18 protein-coding genes and 1 pseudogene are annotated in these 14,327 nt (G+C 69.8%); 12 read left to right on the top strand and 7 right to left on the bottom strand.

All coding sequences use genetic code 11. From position 1 onward, the window contains the following. The first annotated feature begins 23 nt into the window (after positions 1 to 23). The 3 genes and pseudogenes from minD to CSW64_RS22465 form a co-directional block, all read left to right on the top strand. Positions 24 to 845 carry a septum site-determining protein MinD gene (gene minD, locus CSW64_RS06425; RefSeq protein WP_099621334.1) on the top strand — a complete coding sequence of 274 codons (822 nt, stop codon included), beginning with the start codon at positions 24 to 26 and terminating at the stop codon, positions 843 to 845. After that, complete coding sequence (gene minE, locus CSW64_RS06420) at positions 842 to 1,105, top strand: cell division topological specificity factor MinE (RefSeq protein WP_099621333.1); 264 nt, start codon at positions 842 to 844, stop codon at positions 1,103 to 1,105. Before minD ends, minE begins: the two co-directional genes overlap by 4 nt. Positions 1,106 to 1,115: 10 nt before the next feature. Then, positions 1,116 to 1,205: pseudogene (locus CSW64_RS22465) on the top strand (hypothetical protein); the annotation flags it as partial. Between the two features lie 170 nt (positions 1,206 to 1,375). Here the strand turns inward: CSW64_RS22465 and CSW64_RS06415 are convergent. Beyond that, the gene (locus tag CSW64_RS06415) at positions 1,376 to 1,963 is read right to left on the bottom strand and encodes a TetR/AcrR family transcriptional regulator (RefSeq protein WP_099621332.1); all 588 of its coding nucleotides are present in this window, start codon (positions 1,961 to 1,963) and stop codon (positions 1,376 to 1,378) included. 87 nt (positions 1,964 to 2,050) lie between these two features. Here CSW64_RS06415 and CSW64_RS06410 point away from each other — a divergent pair, with 87 nt between their 5' ends. Further along, complete coding sequence (locus CSW64_RS06410; RefSeq protein ID WP_099621331.1) at positions 2,051 to 3,052, top strand: NAD-dependent epimerase/dehydratase family protein; 1,002 nt, start codon at positions 2,051 to 2,053, stop codon at positions 3,050 to 3,052. Between the two features lie 3 nt (positions 3,053 to 3,055). Here CSW64_RS06410 and CSW64_RS06405 read toward each other — a convergent pair whose 3' ends face one another. After that, on the bottom strand, positions 3,056 to 3,871 hold the full coding sequence (locus CSW64_RS06405) for a hypothetical protein (RefSeq protein WP_099621330.1): 816 nt from the start codon (positions 3,869 to 3,871) through the stop codon (positions 3,056 to 3,058). Positions 3,872 to 4,000: 129 nt separating this feature from the next. On the opposite strand from CSW64_RS06405, the gene map reads away from it, so the two are divergent. Together map and CSW64_RS06395 are read left to right on the top strand one after the other, a co-directional pair. Then, a complete protein-coding gene (gene map, locus CSW64_RS06400; protein ID WP_099621329.1) occupies positions 4,001 to 4,828 on the top strand; it encodes a type I methionyl aminopeptidase in 828 nt (275 codons plus the stop codon). 66 nt (positions 4,829 to 4,894) lie between these two features. Beyond that, positions 4,895 to 6,019, top strand: coding sequence for a serine hydrolase domain-containing protein (locus tag CSW64_RS06395; RefSeq protein WP_099621328.1), 1,125 nt, complete (start codon positions 4,895 to 4,897; stop codon positions 6,017 to 6,019). A gap of 6 nt (positions 6,020 to 6,025) precedes the next feature. Here CSW64_RS06395 and CSW64_RS06390 read toward each other — a convergent pair whose 3' ends face one another. Next, entirely contained in the window at positions 6,026 to 6,553 is a 528-nt protein-coding gene (locus CSW64_RS06390) for a hypothetical protein (protein ID WP_099621327.1), read from the bottom strand. 116 nt (positions 6,554 to 6,669) lie between these two features. Between CSW64_RS06390 and radC the strand changes: the two genes are divergently transcribed. The 3 genes from radC to CSW64_RS06375 are packed head-to-tail and all read left to right on the top strand — an operon-like array spanning position 6,670 to position 7,927. Continuing rightward, the gene (radC, locus tag CSW64_RS06385; protein WP_099621326.1) at positions 6,670 to 7,347 is read left to right on the top strand and encodes a RadC family protein; all 678 of its coding nucleotides are present in this window, start codon (positions 6,670 to 6,672) and stop codon (positions 7,345 to 7,347) included. Positions 7,348 to 7,394: 47 nt separating this feature from the next. Continuing rightward, positions 7,395 to 7,655 carry a CopG family ribbon-helix-helix protein gene (locus CSW64_RS06380; protein ID WP_099621325.1) on the top strand — a complete coding sequence of 87 codons (261 nt, stop codon included), beginning with the start codon at positions 7,395 to 7,397 and terminating at the stop codon, positions 7,653 to 7,655. Next, complete coding sequence (locus CSW64_RS06375; RefSeq protein WP_099621324.1) at positions 7,652 to 7,927, top strand: type II toxin-antitoxin system RelE/ParE family toxin; 276 nt, start codon at positions 7,652 to 7,654, stop codon at positions 7,925 to 7,927. Before CSW64_RS06380 ends, CSW64_RS06375 begins: the two co-directional genes overlap by 4 nt. Here the strand turns inward: CSW64_RS06375 and CSW64_RS06370 are convergent. Beyond that, positions 7,924 to 8,466, bottom strand: coding sequence for a hypothetical protein (locus tag CSW64_RS06370; protein ID WP_150131348.1), 543 nt, complete (start codon positions 8,464 to 8,466; stop codon positions 7,924 to 7,926). The genes CSW64_RS06375 and CSW64_RS06370 overlap by 4 nt on opposite strands. Positions 8,467 to 8,523: 57 nt before the next feature. On the opposite strand from CSW64_RS06370, the gene CSW64_RS06365 reads away from it, so the two are divergent. After that, positions 8,524 to 8,907 (top strand): hypothetical protein, encoded by a 384-nt coding sequence (locus CSW64_RS06365; RefSeq protein ID WP_099621322.1) that lies wholly within the window; start codon positions 8,524 to 8,526, stop codon positions 8,905 to 8,907. Here the strand turns inward: CSW64_RS06365 and msrQ are convergent. From msrQ to CSW64_RS06350, 3 genes are all read right to left on the bottom strand, one after another. Further along, complete coding sequence (gene msrQ, locus CSW64_RS06360; protein ID WP_099621321.1) at positions 8,882 to 9,499, bottom strand: protein-methionine-sulfoxide reductase heme-binding subunit MsrQ; 618 nt, start codon at positions 9,497 to 9,499, stop codon at positions 8,882 to 8,884. The two genes, CSW64_RS06365 and msrQ, sit on opposite strands and share 26 nt — an antisense overlap. After that, on the bottom strand, positions 9,499 to 10,422 hold the full coding sequence (gene msrP / locus CSW64_RS06355; protein WP_099621320.1) for a protein-methionine-sulfoxide reductase catalytic subunit MsrP: 924 nt from the start codon (positions 10,420 to 10,422) through the stop codon (positions 9,499 to 9,501). The genes msrQ and msrP overlap by 1 nt, the downstream gene beginning before the upstream one ends. A 421-nt stretch (positions 10,423 to 10,843) precedes the next feature. Beyond that, a complete protein-coding gene (locus CSW64_RS06350; RefSeq protein ID WP_099621319.1) occupies positions 10,844 to 11,461 on the bottom strand; it encodes a glutathione S-transferase family protein in 618 nt (205 codons plus the stop codon). A 230-nt stretch (positions 11,462 to 11,691) separates the two neighbouring features. On the opposite strand from CSW64_RS06350, the gene CSW64_RS06345 reads away from it, so the two are divergent. Together CSW64_RS06345 and CSW64_RS06340 are read left to right on the top strand one after the other, a co-directional pair. Continuing rightward, positions 11,692 to 12,969, top strand: coding sequence for a spinster family MFS transporter (locus CSW64_RS06345; protein WP_425430373.1), 1,278 nt, complete (start codon positions 11,692 to 11,694; stop codon positions 12,967 to 12,969). Beyond that, positions 12,969 to 14,321: a spinster family MFS transporter gene (locus tag CSW64_RS06340; protein ID WP_099621317.1), complete on the top strand. Its 1,353-nt coding sequence runs from the start codon at positions 12,969 to 12,971 to the stop codon at positions 14,319 to 14,321. Before CSW64_RS06345 ends, CSW64_RS06340 begins: the two co-directional genes overlap by 1 nt. Positions 14,322 to 14,327 lie beyond the last annotated feature (6 nt).

Genomic DNA, 14,327 nt, shown 5'->3' with positions numbered 1-14,327 from the left:
GAGGGGAAGGAAGGGTATCGATTATGTCCAAGGTCGTCGTGGTCACGTCGGGCAAGGGGGGCGTGGGCAAGACCACCTCCTCGGCCTCGCTGGGCGCCGCCCTGGCCCAGGCCGGGCAGAAGGTGGTGGTGGTCGACTTCGACGTCGGCCTGCGCAACCTGGACCTGGTGATGGGCGCCGAGCGCCGGGTGGTGTTCGACCTCGTCAACGTGGTCCAGGGCGACGCCAAGCTGGCCCAGGCCCTGATCCGCGACAAGCGGGTCGAGACCCTGTCGCTGCTGCCCGCCTCCCAGACTCGGGACAAGGACGCCCTGACCGAGGAGGGCGTCGGCCGGGTGATCGAGGAGCTGCGCCAGACCTTCGACTGGATCATCTGCGACAGCCCCGCCGGCATCGAGAAGGGCGCGACCCTGGCCATGCGCTTCGCCGACACGGCCGTGGTGGTGACCAATCCGGAGGTCTCGTCGGTGCGCGACAGCGACCGGATCATCGGCATGCTCGACTCCAAGACCGTCACCGCCGAGACCGGCGGCCAGATGGACAAGCTGCTGCTGCTCACCCGCTATGACCCGGCCCGGGCGGCACGGGGCGAGATGATGACCGTCGAGGACGTTCTGGAGATCCTGGCCATCCCGCTGCTGGGCATCGTGGTCGAGAGCCCCGACGTGCTGACCGCCTCGAACATGGGCTGCCCGGTGACGGTGCTGAACCCGGTCTCGCCGGCGGCCAAGGCCTATGACGAGGCGGCCCGCCGGCTGCTGGGCGAGACCATCGCGGTCAAGACGCCCCAGGCCGAGAAGAAGGGGTTCATGAGCCGGCTGTTCGGCAGGAAGGCCGTGGCATGAGCTTCCTCAGCTTCTTCCAGCGCAACCGCCGCTCGGCCCCCGTCGCCCGGGAGCGGTTGCAGGTCCTGCTGGCCCACGAACGGGCCCCGGACGGCGGCGCCGACCTGGCCGCCGTCCTGCACAAGGAGATCCTCGCCGTGATCGCCAAACACATCCCGATCGACCAGGACCGGGTGGTGGTGAAGCTCGACCGCGGCGACCAGGTCTCGACGCTGGAGATCGACATCGAGATGCCGGACACGGCTTTGGCGGGGCGGTAGCACAGGGGGTCATCCCGGCCGGAGCGCAGCGAAGAGCCGGGACCCAGGAGCCGGGCTTCGGGCCAGTTTGCCTGGCCGAGATCATGAGCTGGGTCCCGGCTTTCGCCGGGATGACCGGCATTTGGTCAGTCCGGGGACATGCTCCCGAAGGGTGCGTGTCCCCGTTCCGGCCATCGAAGGGGACACGCACCTTCGGAGCATGTCCCCCCATCGTCATCCTCGCGCTCGTCGCGAGGATGACGATGGGGGGAATGGGCGCCCGCCCTCCCCTTAGCCCTCTCCCTCGATCAACGCCCGGAACAGCGGCGTCAGCAGCGCTTCCAGCGCCTCCGGGTCCGCCTCGGTCAGGGCCTTCAGGCCGATCATCTGGCGCATGACCTGGACGCCGGCGACCAGGGACAGGGCCAGCGCCGCCCGCTCCGGAGCCAGGCCGCCCGACAGCGCCTGCGTCATCGCGCGTTGGTGGCGCTGCTCGATCTGGTCGCGGCTGATCTCGGCCGCATGCCGGCTGGCGGCCGAGTGGAACATGATCTGGAAGCCGTCCAGCGGTTCGGCGTCCGGCGCGGTCAGGTCGACCAGCGCCCGCGCCATGCTGGCCGCCAGGTCTTCCGAGCCCAGGTTCTCGCGGGTCAGGATCACCGGGTCGGCCATAGTGTCGGCCACCACCTCCGCGAACAGCTGCTCCTTGGAGCCGAAGTAGCGGTTGATCATCATCGCCGTGACGCCGGCGCCCTGGGCGATCTCCCGGACCCCCGTTCCGTCGTAGCCCGAGCGCGCGAAGGCGGCCCGCGCCGACTTCAGGATGGCCTCGCGGGTGGCGGTCGCGTTGCGGCGTCGGGGCGGCGCGTCGGAGGCCATGGAGCCCTCGCAATTATACAGTTGTAGACATCGAATGATCGCCCATGTATACGATCGTAGACTTTTGGCGGCAACCGGGAGAACCCCATGGCCGAAACGGTGCTGGTGACGGGCGGAAGCGGCTACATCGGCGGCTGGTGCGTCAAGCTGCTGCTGGAGCGCGGCTATGCGGTGCGGACCACCCTGCGCAGCGCTTCGGGCGAGGCGGAGCTGCGCGAGACCGTCGACGCCGGCGACACCGACCGGCTGACGGTCTTCCAGGCCGACCTGACCGCCGACGCCGGCTGGGCGCAGGCGATGGCGGGCGTCGACTACGTCCTCCACGTCGCCTCTCCGCTCGGCGGCGGCGCGCCGGACGCGGACCTGATCACGCCGGCGCGGGACGGCGCGCTGCGGGTGCTGAAGGCGGCCGTGGCCGCGGGGGTGAAGCGGGTGGTCATGACCTCAGCCGCCGCCACGGCCCGCGCCCCGCGCGACTCCGGCGTGGTCAGCGACGAGACGGTATGGGCCGACGCCGCCGACCCGCAGTTCGACGCCTACCGCCGCTCCAAGCTCCTCGCCGAGCGCAACGCCTGGGACCTCATGGCGCGCGAAGGCGGCGCGACAACGCTGACCACCATCCTGCCGACCGCCGTGTTCGGCCCGCCCCTGTCGGCGCGCAACCTCGGCTCGGTGGGGATCATCAACGGGGTGCTGAAGGGCCGTCCGCCCCGCCTGCCCCGGCTGGGCTTCTGGATCGTCGACGTGCGCGACCTGGCCGACCTGCACATCCGGGCCATGACCGCGCCGGAAGCGGCCGGACAGCGGTTCATCGCCGCCGGCGAGTTCCTCTGGATGACCGAGATCGCCGCCGCCCTGCGCGCCGGCCTGCCGCCCGCCGACGCGGCCAAGGTCCCGACCGGCGGCATGCCGGACTGGCTGTTCCGCCTGGCCTCGGTCGTCACGCCGCAGCTAAAGTTCTTCACCCCCGACCTGGGCCGGAAGCAGGCCATCGACCCAGGCAAGGCCCGCCGCCAGCTCGGCTTCGCCCCGCGTCCCGCGGCGGAAACCGTGGTCGACACCGGCCGGAGCCTGGTCGGCGCGAGCTGATCCCTAACGCCGAAAAACGTCCGGCGCGAAGGCTCCTCGCAACCTCGCGCGCGCCGCCGCGAAGGCGTCGGGGTCCCGCTCGACGTCGGCCAGCGCGCCGGTGACCCGGAAACCCAGCCCGTCGCCCACGGACCGCGTGTCCTGTCCCAGGGCCCGGATGGCCTCGGGGTCGTAGCAGCCGTCGAATTCCTTGCCCAGGACGTTCGCCCAGGAGAGCTGCGGCAGAAAGCGATACCGCCGCCGCTCCTCGGGCCGATGGCGGTCGGGCCGCCGCCAGTCGCCGATGGACGACAGCCAAGCGGTGAAGGTCCCCTCCCCGACCACCGGCCCGTCGAAGTCGTCGTGCGGGTCGCCCCGCGGATGGGCGTCGATCTCGGCCGGGGTGAACAGATGCAGCATGGCGTGCGACGGCGACGTGATCTCGACCAGGCGATCGAACAGCCCCGCCCAATCGGTCCGCGCCGCCCAGGCGAGATCCAGCGTGAGAGTGCAGTCGGCGTTTGGGTCTGAACTCGGCGCCCGGAAGTTCACCCGCCCGTTGCCGCCCCGCGACCGCCATTGCAGACCCACGACATACTCGCCCCGGTCGATGACCGGCCCGCGCCCCCGGTTCTCGCGGGTTTCGAACGGCAGGCGGGACATCCAGCGGTCGACGAAATCCTGCCGCGAGGCGATCTCGCACCGCATGCCCATGACGTTGCCTTTGTCGGGCGCGAGACGGTTCGAGGCGGCGACCAGGGCGTCATACACGGCGGCGCCGAAGGCGACGTCCGAGAGGTCGAGGTAGGTGGTGATCCCGATCGCGATGCGCGGCTTCATGATCGCAGACTAGTCGGACATCCCTCGCCGCGTCACCGCCCGTTGAACTTCCGTGCTATGATTGCGACATAGGACCGAAAGCGATTGCATTCGCCCGCCGCCGCGGCCGCGGGTCGAAAGGACTGTTCGATGAGCACGATGGACGCCGTCTCGGACGCGGAATTCCGCACCGGGGCGATCAAGATTCACAAGCCTGAGGACTTCGAGGGCATGCGCAAGGCCGGCCGGCTGGCCGCCGAGTGCCTGGACATGCTGATCCCGCATGTCGTCCCCGGCGTGACCACCGAGCATCTCGACACCCTGGCCCGCGAGTTCGTGCTGGACCATGGCGGGCTGCCCGCCTGCCTGTTCTACAAGGGCTACCAGCACACGGTCTGCATCTCGACCAACCATGTGGTCTGCCACGGGATCCCGAGCGACCGGCAGCTGCGCGAAGGCGACATCGCCAACATCGACGTCACCGTCATCGTCGACGGCTGGCACGGCGACACCAGCCGCATGTACGGCGTCGGCGAGGTCGGTCCGCGCGCGCGCCGGCTGGTCGAGGTGACCTACGAGGGGCTGGCCCTGGGCCTGGCGCAGATCAAGCCGGGGAATACCTTCGGCGACATCGGCCACGCCATCCAGAAGTACGTCGAGGCGCAACGCTGCAGCGTGGTGCGCGACTTCTGCGGCCACGGCCTGGGCCGGGTCTTCCACGATGACCCCAACGTCCTGCACTTCGGCCGCCCGGGCGCCGGCCCGGTGCTGGAGGAAGGCATGTTCTTCACCGTCGAGCCGATGGTGAACCTGGGCAAGCCGCAGGTGAAGGTGCTGAGCGACGGCTGGACCGCGGTGACCCGCGACAAGAGCCTGTCGGCCCAGTGCGAACACAGCTGCGGCGTGACCAAGGACGGGGTGGAGCTGTTCACCGCCTCGCCGACTGGCCTGTTCCAGCCGCCCATCCAGGGCGCTTGAACGCCGTTACGCGGCCGTTCATCTCCGCGCGCCTAGCCTCCCCGCCCGCAAGCGAGGGAGAGCGGTGTGTTCCGACGTGATTTCCTGATCGGCGCCGTGGGCGCCGGGGCCCTGGCGCCTGCCGCTGCCCAGGCCGCGGAGCCGCGCGACCCGCGGATCGCGGACGTCGTCGCCAGCCGGCAGGGGCCGCGTTTCGACGGTGTCGTGCTGGTCCGGCAGGGCGGCCGCCTCCGCCACGCCCAGGCCGTCGGCGTCGCCAATGTGGCGTTCAACGCGCCGAGCCGACTCGACACCCGCTACTGGGTCTGTTCGATCACCAAGGCCTTCACGGCGGTCCTGATCCTGCAGCTGGTCGACGAGGGCAAGGTCGACCCGGGCGCCGCGATCGCGACCTACCTGCCTGACTACGCCGGCGAGGCCGCCCGCAAGGTCACCGTCCACCAGCTGCTGAACCATACCTCGGGGCTGGAGAACATCGACCGCATCCCCAACATCGAGGACGTCCAGCAGGGGATCGCCGCCGCGCTGCAGGACGCCCGCGGGCACGGCCGGCTGCCGCTCTACCAGACGCCCTACACATCCGATCAGCTGCTGAACCTGTTCTGTAGCGGGCCCCTGGCGCGCGAGCCGGGCAAGACCTTCGACTACAACAACGCCGACTACATCGTGCTCGGCAAGATCATCGAGCGGCTGCGCGGCAAGCCCTACGACGCGGTCCTGGCCGAGCGGATCCTCGAGCCCCTGGGGATGCTCGGCTCGGGCATGCTGCGCCAGAGCGAGATCGTGCCGGCGTTGGCGGTCCCCTGCAGCCCGGCCGGCGACGTGCTCGCCTACGACGCGCCCGTCTATCCGGAGAACTGGTACGCGGCCGGCGGCGCCTACGCGACGGCCGGGGACGTGCTGGCCTTCGCCGACGCCCTGTTCGGCGGCCGGCTGCTGAAGCCCGAGAGCCTGCGCAGGATGCTCACGCCCGGCCTGGACGACTATGGCTACGGCGTCTGGAGCCGCCGCAGGAGCCTCGCTGGCCGAAGCTGGACGGTGATCACCCGGCCCGGCCGGGTGATGGGATCGCGCTCGCAGCTGCTGCACATGCCCGAGGCCGACCTGACCATCGTCATGACCTCCAACACCGGCTTCGACCTGGACGGCCTGTCCGCCGAGATCGCGCGGCGGATCGTGACGGCGGGATAGAGCCCCCTACTCCGCCCTGTTGAGCAGCCCCGTCGCATTGGAATAGGTGGCCGTGTAGCGCAGCGTCCCGTTCGGGCCCGGCCGCAGGACCTCGCCGCCGCCGGGCTTGCAGACGGCCGGATCACTGGCGGCGTCGAAGTCGTCAACCCGGAATTCGAAGCCCTGCGCCCCGGCGGCGATCAGGGTCAGCCGGCCGTTGCAGGGGATCCGCGGGACCCGGATCGCGCCGCACGGGCCGTTCAACGTACAGCCTGCGGTCACCTCGATCTCGATCGGGAAGGACTCTCCGCCGGCCGCCCGGGCGAGGCCGGTCCAGCGCCCGGCCAGCACGGCGGGATCGTCGGCGGCGGGCGCGGCCTTCTCCTCCGCCGCCTTCGGAGCGGAAGGCGCGTCGCCCGGCGCCGGCTTGTCCCTGGACATCAGGCCCGGCCCCAGGGTGACCACGGCCCCGATCAGGGCGACGGCGATGGCGCTGATCGCGGTCCAGCCCGCTGGGCTGAGGCCTCGCGACGGCGGCGGTGACGGCTCGGACATGGCCCGCGCTCCGCTCGTTCGAGGACCGCATCCTGCGCCCATGCCGCGAGTGGTCAACCCCTTGGCGGCAACCGACGATTGAGACAAGCTGCGGGCACCGGGGAGGACGTCCGACCATGGCCGAAGAGCATCGGCTGGGCCATCGCGAGCGGCTGCGCGACAGGGCCCTGAAGAGCCTGGACGCCGTGCCCGACTACGAGCTGCTGGAGCTGTTCCTGTTCCGCACCTTCCCGCGCGGGGACGTCAAGCCGATCGCCAAGGCGCTGCTGACCCGGTTCGGCTCGTTCTCGGGCGTGCTGGGGGCGGCGATCGAGGAGACCCGCACGGTGCCCGGCGTCGGCGAACAGGCGGCGCTGGACCTCAAGCTGCTCGGCGAGGCGACGCTGCGGGTGGGGCGCGAGAAGATCGCCAAGCGCACGGTGATCTCGTCCTGGAGCGCCCTGCTCGCCTATGTGAAGGTCGCCCTGGCCAACGAGCCGCGCGAGCAGTTCCGCGTGCTGTTCCTGGACCGCAAGAACCAGCTGATCCTCGACGAGATCCAGAACCGCGGCACCGTCGACCACGCTCCCGTCTACGCCCGCGAGGTGGTGCGCCGGGCCCTGGAGCTGTCGGCCAGCGCGGTGATCCTGGTGCACAACCATCCCAGCGGCGACCCCACGCCCAGCGGGGCCGACATCGACATGACCCGCCAGGTCGTCGAGGCCGGCCGCCCCCTGCGCATCTCGGTCCACGACCACCTGGTCGTCGGCCGCGAGGGCGTGGCCAGCTTCAAGGCGCTGGGGTTGCTGAAATGAAGGCCAATCAGGCACAATCCGCCCCAATCAGACTGATTGGAACCGCCATGGCCACCCGCGTCTTGACCGCCCATGTTCCCATCGACCTGGCCGAAAAGGTCGACGCCGCCGCCGAGCGCCTCGACCGGCCGCGGGCCTGGATCGTCAAACAGGCCTTGAAGACCTGGCTTATCGAGGAAGAGCGTCGCCATCAGCTGATCCTCGAGGGTCTGGCCGATATCGACGCCGGCCGAACCGTCAGCCACGAAGACATGCAGGCCTGGGCGGCCAGCCTCGGCAGCGACAATCCGAAACCTCGTCCCAGATGAAGATACGCTGGAGCCGCGAAGCATCAGACGATGTCGGACGGCTCCACGCCTTCCTCGAGTCCGCGAATCCGGTCGCGGCCGCCAAGGTCGCGAGAATGCTCGTCGAAGCGCCCGACAGACTCCTCGTTCACTCCCGCATCGGCGAGCGATTGCATCGTTATGGTCACCGGGACGTCCGGCATCTCCGCGTCGCGGCCTATGACCTCTGGTACGAAATCCAAGGCGACACGATCCTGATCGTGCGCATTCGCCATCAACGCGAAGACCGCTAGACCATTGGCTCCGCCCCGAACAGGCGGGCGCAGTCCATCGTGCGCCAGTCGCTCTCGACGGCGATCGGCGGCCAGGAGACGCCCCAGGGGAACACCTCGCCCTGCAATCGGTAGCGGCACAGGCCCTTGGCGGGCGCGCGGTCAGGGCGATAGCCGCTCGCCAGGATCTCCGGCGTCTGCGAAATGCGGACCGTCCGGCCGGGCGACAACGTCAGGAATGGTTTGGGCAGCCGCGTGTCGCTCGAGATCAAGTCACCGGTGTTCCACCAGCCCCCTTCGCCGGCCATGAGCGATGTGTAGGGGACGCCCTCCGGGTCGGCGATCTGGATCCTGAGCTTCCCTACCGGCGCGTAGCGCGTGCCGCCGATCGGCAACGGCGCGTCCGAGGGATTGGCGATGACCAGCACCAGCCCGTCGCCGTCGTCCTCGAACGACAGGACCGGCTTCGGCGCCTCTGCCGCCAGGGCGCTGCACGGAAACAGCACGAGCATCGCCGCCGAAAGCAGACAGGACCGCGCTACGCCAGCCGCACTCTGCATCGGACGCCTCCCCAGGATGTCCGGGCAGCCTATTCCGAATGCCGGGGAAGGAAAGCCATGACCGACACGACGCAACCCGGCGGGCGCGAGGCCTGGCTTTGGTGGGAACGACGGCGGCTGCGCTACAACCTGGGGCTCGCGGTCGCGGGCTGGGCCGCCTACGGCGCCGTCTGGCTGACCATGCTCGGGCTGGGCGAGCCGATGCCCGACACGCCGCGGGAAATCCTGTCGATAACCCTGTTCCTGGGGACCGGCTTCCTGGCGATCATGGTCGGCGCCAACCTCGCCTACCTGGCCGGCGTGCTGACCGAAACGGTGGTGCGGCCGGTCGATGTCGAGGGCTTCCGGCGCCGGACCTGGAGCCTGGGTTTCTGGGGCTCGATCGCCCTGCCCTTCCTGTTCCCTCTGTTCGTCCTCAGCGCCGTGCTGGCGCAACCCTGAGCCGGGGCCGGGCCCAGTCCCAGACCCGCCAGCCGAGCAGCAGCGCCAGGATGGCGCCGTAGATCAGCGGCGGCCGGTGGTCGGCCTTGACCAGCAGGAAGTAGTGCGCGACGCCCAGCGGGACGATCAGGTAGATCAGCCGGTGCAGCTTCCGCCAGCGCAGCGGCCCCAGCCTGCGGATCGCCCAGTTGGTCGAGGTCACGGCCAGCGGGACCAGCAGGACGAAGGCGGTCATGCCGATGGTGATGTAGGGCCGCTTGGCGATGTCCTTGCCGATCGCCTGCCAGTCGAAGAACTGGTCGACGCCGATGTAGGTCGACAGGTGCAGCAGCACGTAGGTGAAGGCGAACAGGCCGATGGTCCGGCGGAAGCGGATCAGGCGCGGCTGCCGCAGGATCCGGGCCAGGGGGGTGATCGCCAGCCCGACCAGCAGCAGGCGCAGACCCCAGACGCCCAGCTGGCGGATCAGCCGCTCGATCGGATTGGCGCCCAGCGCGCCGTCGTAGGCCTGCCAGGCCAGCCACAGCAGCGGCGCCAGACAGGCCAGCCAGACGGCGACGTAGACCAGCCGGTCCCTCGTCTCACGACCCATCAGAAGTATTTCTTCAGGTCCAGGCCGCGGTACATCGAGGCGACCTGGTCGCCGTAGCCGTTGAACATCAGGGTGTCGCGCCGCCGGAACTCGCCGATGCGCCGTTCGGTGGCCTGGGACCAGCGCGGATGGTCCACCTGCGGGTTCACGTTGGAATAGAAGCCGTACTCGTTGGGCGCCAGGTCGTTCCAGGCGGTCCGCGGCTGGCGCTCGACGAAGCTGATCCGGACCACGCTCTTGATGCTCTTGAAGCCGTACTTCCAGGGGACGACCAGCCGCATCGGCGCGCCGTTCTGCTTGGGCAGGGTCTCGCCGTAGAGGCCGACGGCCATGATGGTCAGCGGATGCAGGGCCTCGTCGATGCGCAGGCCCTCGCGATAGGGCCAGTCGAGCACGCCGCGCTGCTGGCCGATCATCTCCTTGGGTCGATACAGGGTCTCGAAGGCGACGAACCTGGCCTTGCTGGTCGGCTCGTACTTCTTGAGCAGGTCGGCCAGCGGCACGCCCAGCCAGGGGATGACCATCGACCAGCCCTCGACGCAGCGCAGCCGGTAGATCCGCTCCTGCAGGGCGTTGCCGCGCAGGAAGTCGGCCAGGTCGATGACGCCCGGTTTGGCGCAGGCGCCGTCGACCTTGACCCTCCAGGGCGAGACGCTCAGCCGGCCGGCGTTGCGGGCCGGGTCGTCCTTGTCGACGCCGAACTCATAGAAGTTGTTGTAGGTCGTGACGTCCTCGCGGGGCGTCTTCTTCTCGTCGGTGGAATAGGGGCTGGGCGCGCCCTTCAATGGCACGGCCCCGGCTGCGCCGGCCGTCAGGCTCAAACCGAGACCCAGCGCCCCGGCCATGAACTCGCGGCGTCGGAGATAGATGTCCTTGGGCGTGACGTCGTTCTCGGTCAGGTCGCCCCGGTGACGGATCAGCATGGTCGGCTCCGATCTTCGCGCCGATGACGAACCAGCGCCGCGATGGAGTCAATTCGGAGGCGGGGGCGGCTTGGTTACAGGGGACATGCTCCGCGAAGCGGTGCGTGTCCCTTGAATGCAAGGACGGGGACACGCACCCAGCGGGAGCATGTCCCCTCTCCCTCCGTCATGGTCGGACTTGTTCCGACCACCCATGCCTGGTGAGCCGGACGTGTTGCGCGACATCACCGACGCCCGCGTTCGTGGGTCCTCGCGACAAGTGCGAGGATGACGATGAGGGGGCGGCTTGAACCGCCTTGCGTGGTTCGAGACGCCGGCCTGAGGGGCCGGGTCCTCACCATGACGAAGTTCGTAGCGCTTCTGAGTTCGTCATCCTGAGGAGCGAGCCCTCAGGCGAGCGTCTCGAAGGACGCATTGCGGATCACGCCGCTGCTTCCCAGTCCAGGAACTCCGGCGTCGCCAGCAGGGCGTCACGGTAGGCCTGGGCCTCCGCCGAGGCGCCGTGGGCGGCGAGGTCGACGCCGTAGCTGCGGAAGCGGGTAGCCACCGGGGTGTAGAAGGCGTCGGCGATCGACCAGGCGCCGAACAGGAACGGCCCGCCCGACCGCGCCAGCTGCTCCGACCAGATCTGCGCGATGCGGCGGACGTCCTTGGCGACCTCGGGACTCAGCTCCGCCGTCGTGCGCAGCGCCAGGTCCATCGGACAGTCCCGGCGCAGGTTCATGAAGCCGCTGTGCATCTCAGCCGTGACCGACCGCGCGACGGCGCGAGTCGCCGGGTCCTCGGGCCACAGCCGGGCGGCCGGAAACCGCTCGGCCAGGTACTCGCAGATGGCCAGCGAATCCCAGACCGTCAGGTCGCCGTCCTTCAGGGCCGGCACGAGGCCGGACGGCGAATGCGGGAGAATCGACGCCGTCGTCGCCTCCGCCTTGCGCAGCTCGACCAGGGTTTCGGTGAAGGCCACGCCGGTGCGCTTCAGGGCCAGCCAGGGCCGCAGGGACCAGGTGGACCAGGCCTTGGTCCCGATGACGATCTCCACGCCGATAACTCCTTCCACTGATCACGCAGCCGTTATTGACGACCACCCCTAACCTGCACGTAAGGTGCGGCCAACAATTAGAACAATCGTTTGGACAGGGAGTGAGTACGATGACCGACGCCGTTGCGCCGGCCACGGGGGGTGCGTCCGCAGAGACGCAAACGACTGCAGCAGCGCCGACCATCCAGCCGGTCACCAAGGGCTACGCCCGGTACGCCCTCTGGCTGCTGATGATCATCTACACCCTGAACTTCCTGGACCGGCAGGTGATCAACATCCTGGCCGAGCCGATCAAGAACGAGCTGGGCCTGATGGACTGGCAGCTGGGCATGCTGACCGGCCTGGCGTTCGCCCTGCTCTACACGGTGCTCGGCATCCCGATCGCCCGGATCGCCGAGCGCAAGAACCGGCCGGTGATCATCGCGACCTCGGTGGCGGCCTGGAGCTTCTTCACCGTGCTCTGCGGGTTCGCCCAGAACTTCGTCCAGCTGGTGCTGGCCCGTGTCGGCGTCGGCATCGGCGAGGCCGGCTGCACCCCGCCCGCCCACAGCCTGATCAGCGACTACGTCCCCAAGGAGAAGCGGGCCTCGGCCATCGCCTTCTACTCGATCGGCACCCCGCTGGGCGCGCTGATCGGCATGAGCCTGGGCGGCATCGTCGCCGACGCCTGGGGCTGGCGGACGGCCTTCATGGTCGCCGGCGCGCCCGGCCTGCTGCTGGCCGTGGTCGTCCTGTTCACCCTGGTCGAGCCGCGCAAGAAGCTGGCCGTCGACCTGGCCGCCAAGGCCGCCGTCGCGGGCCCGACCTTCGTCGCCACCCTGGCCGTGCTCAAGGGCAAGGCGACCTTCTGGCTCCTGGCCTTCGCCGTCGCCATCAAGGCCTTCATCGGCTACGGCCAGCAGCCGTTCATCGCCTCGTTCTTCTTCCGCGTGCACGAGACCCAGCTGGCCCAGCTGGCGGCCCAGGCCTCCGACATGCTCGGCTTCAAGGTCGGGGTCATGTCGTTCGTCGCCGTCATGCTGAGCGGCCTGTCGGGCCTGGGCGGCGTGTTCGGCGTCTGGCTGGGCGGCTACCTGGCCGACAAGATGGGCGCTAAAGACGTGCGCGCCTACGCGCTGGTGCCGGCCCTGGCCGCGATCCTGCCGATTCCCTTCTACGTGCTGGGCATCCTGCACGCCGACGCCCTGTTCGCCCTGCTGTTCCTGTTCGTCCCGGCGGTCCTGACCAGCCTGTGGTACGGGCCGGTCTACGCCACCGCCCAGAGCATCGTGCCGCCGTCCATGCGGGCGACCACGGCGGCCATCCTGCTGCTGATCGTCAACCTGATCGGCCTGGGCCTCGGCCCGCTGATCGTCGGCGGCCTGTCCGACTTCTTCGCCCTGGGCCTGGGCCTGGGCAAGGCCGAGGGCGTGCGCTGGGCGCTGGTCTCCTCCGCCGTGCTCGGCCTGATCGCGTTCTTCCTGTTCTGGGCGGCGCGCAAAACCATCAAGAACGACATCGTGAGCTAATGACCGACGCGACCGCCGACACCGCCCCCGCCGCTGCTCCGTCGCCGGAGACGCCCGTCGTCACCCCGGGCTACCGCTCCTACGCCCTGTGGCTGATGCTGGGCATCTACACGCTGAATTTCCTCGACCGGCAGGTGGTCAACATCCTGGCCGAGCCGATCAAGCAGGACCTGGGCCTGCAGGACTGGCAGCTGGGCCTGCTGACCGGCCTGGCGTTCGCGGTGTTCTACACCTTCCTGGGCATCCCGATCGCGCGCCTGGCCGACCGGGCCAACCGGCCGATGATCATCTCGGTCTCGCTGGCGGTGTGGAGCGCCTTCACCGTCGCCAGCGGCATGGCCCAGAACTTCATCCACCTGCTGCTGGCCCGGATCGGCGTCGGCGTGGGCGAGGCCGGCTGCAGCCCGCCGTCGCACAGCCTGATCACCGACTACACTCCGAAGGACAAGCGCGCCTCGGCCCTGGCCTTCTACTCGATGGGCATTCCGCTGGGCTCGCTGGCGGGCATGGCGCTGGGCGGCCTGGTCGCCGACGCCCACGGCTGGCGCGTGGCCTTCTTCGTGGCCGGGGCGCCGGGGCTGCTGCTGGCCCTGGTCGCCGCCTTCACCCTGAAGGAGCCGCGCAAGCTGATCGCCGCCCACCAGGCCAAGACCGCCGCCGAGGCCCCGAGCTTCGGCGAGGCGATGAAGGAGCTGGGGACCAAGAAGTCGTTCTGGCTGATCGCCTTCGCCGGCTCGCTGACCGCCTTCATCGGCTACGGCCACCTGGCCTTCTACGGCTCGTTCTTCTTCCGCAACCACGGCGCCGAGCTGGCCCAGCTGGCCCAGGCCGCCGGCGGCCTCGGCCCGGCCGGCTTCCTGGGCACGGCGCTGGGCCTGATCATCGGCGTGTTCGGCGCCGTCGGCACCTTCCTGGGCGGCCAGATCGCCGACCGCGCCGCCAAGAAGGACATCCGCGCCTACGTCTCGGTCCCGGCGATCGCCGGCCTGGCGAGCTTCCCCTTCTTCATCGCCGCCATGCTGACCGGCAGCCTGGCCCTGTCGCTCGGCCTGCTGGCCCTGCCGGTCCTGCTCGGCTCGCTGTGGTACGGCCCGGTGTTCGCCGCGGTGCAGAGCCTGGTGCGGCCGCAGACCCGCGCCACCGCCGCCGCCGTGCTGCTGTTCGTGGTCAACCTGGTCGGCCTGGGCCTGGGTCCGCTGTTCGTCGGCATCCTGAGCACCAGCTTCACCGGCTCGATGGGCGAGGCCGAGGGCGTGCGCTGGGCGCTGCTGGTCTCCTCGGTGGTGGGACTGATCGCCGCCTTGCTGTTCTGGCTGGCCCGCCGGACCATCCGCGAAGAGATCGTCAGCTGACGACCA

Origin of the sequence: Caulobacter mirabilis (assembly GCF_002749615.1) — a bacterium.
GTDB lineage: Bacteria > Pseudomonadota > Alphaproteobacteria > Caulobacterales > Caulobacteraceae > Caulobacter > Caulobacter mirabilis.
Note: the sequence above shows the minus strand (reverse complement) of the source record. Positions and strands in the feature narration are given on the sequence as shown.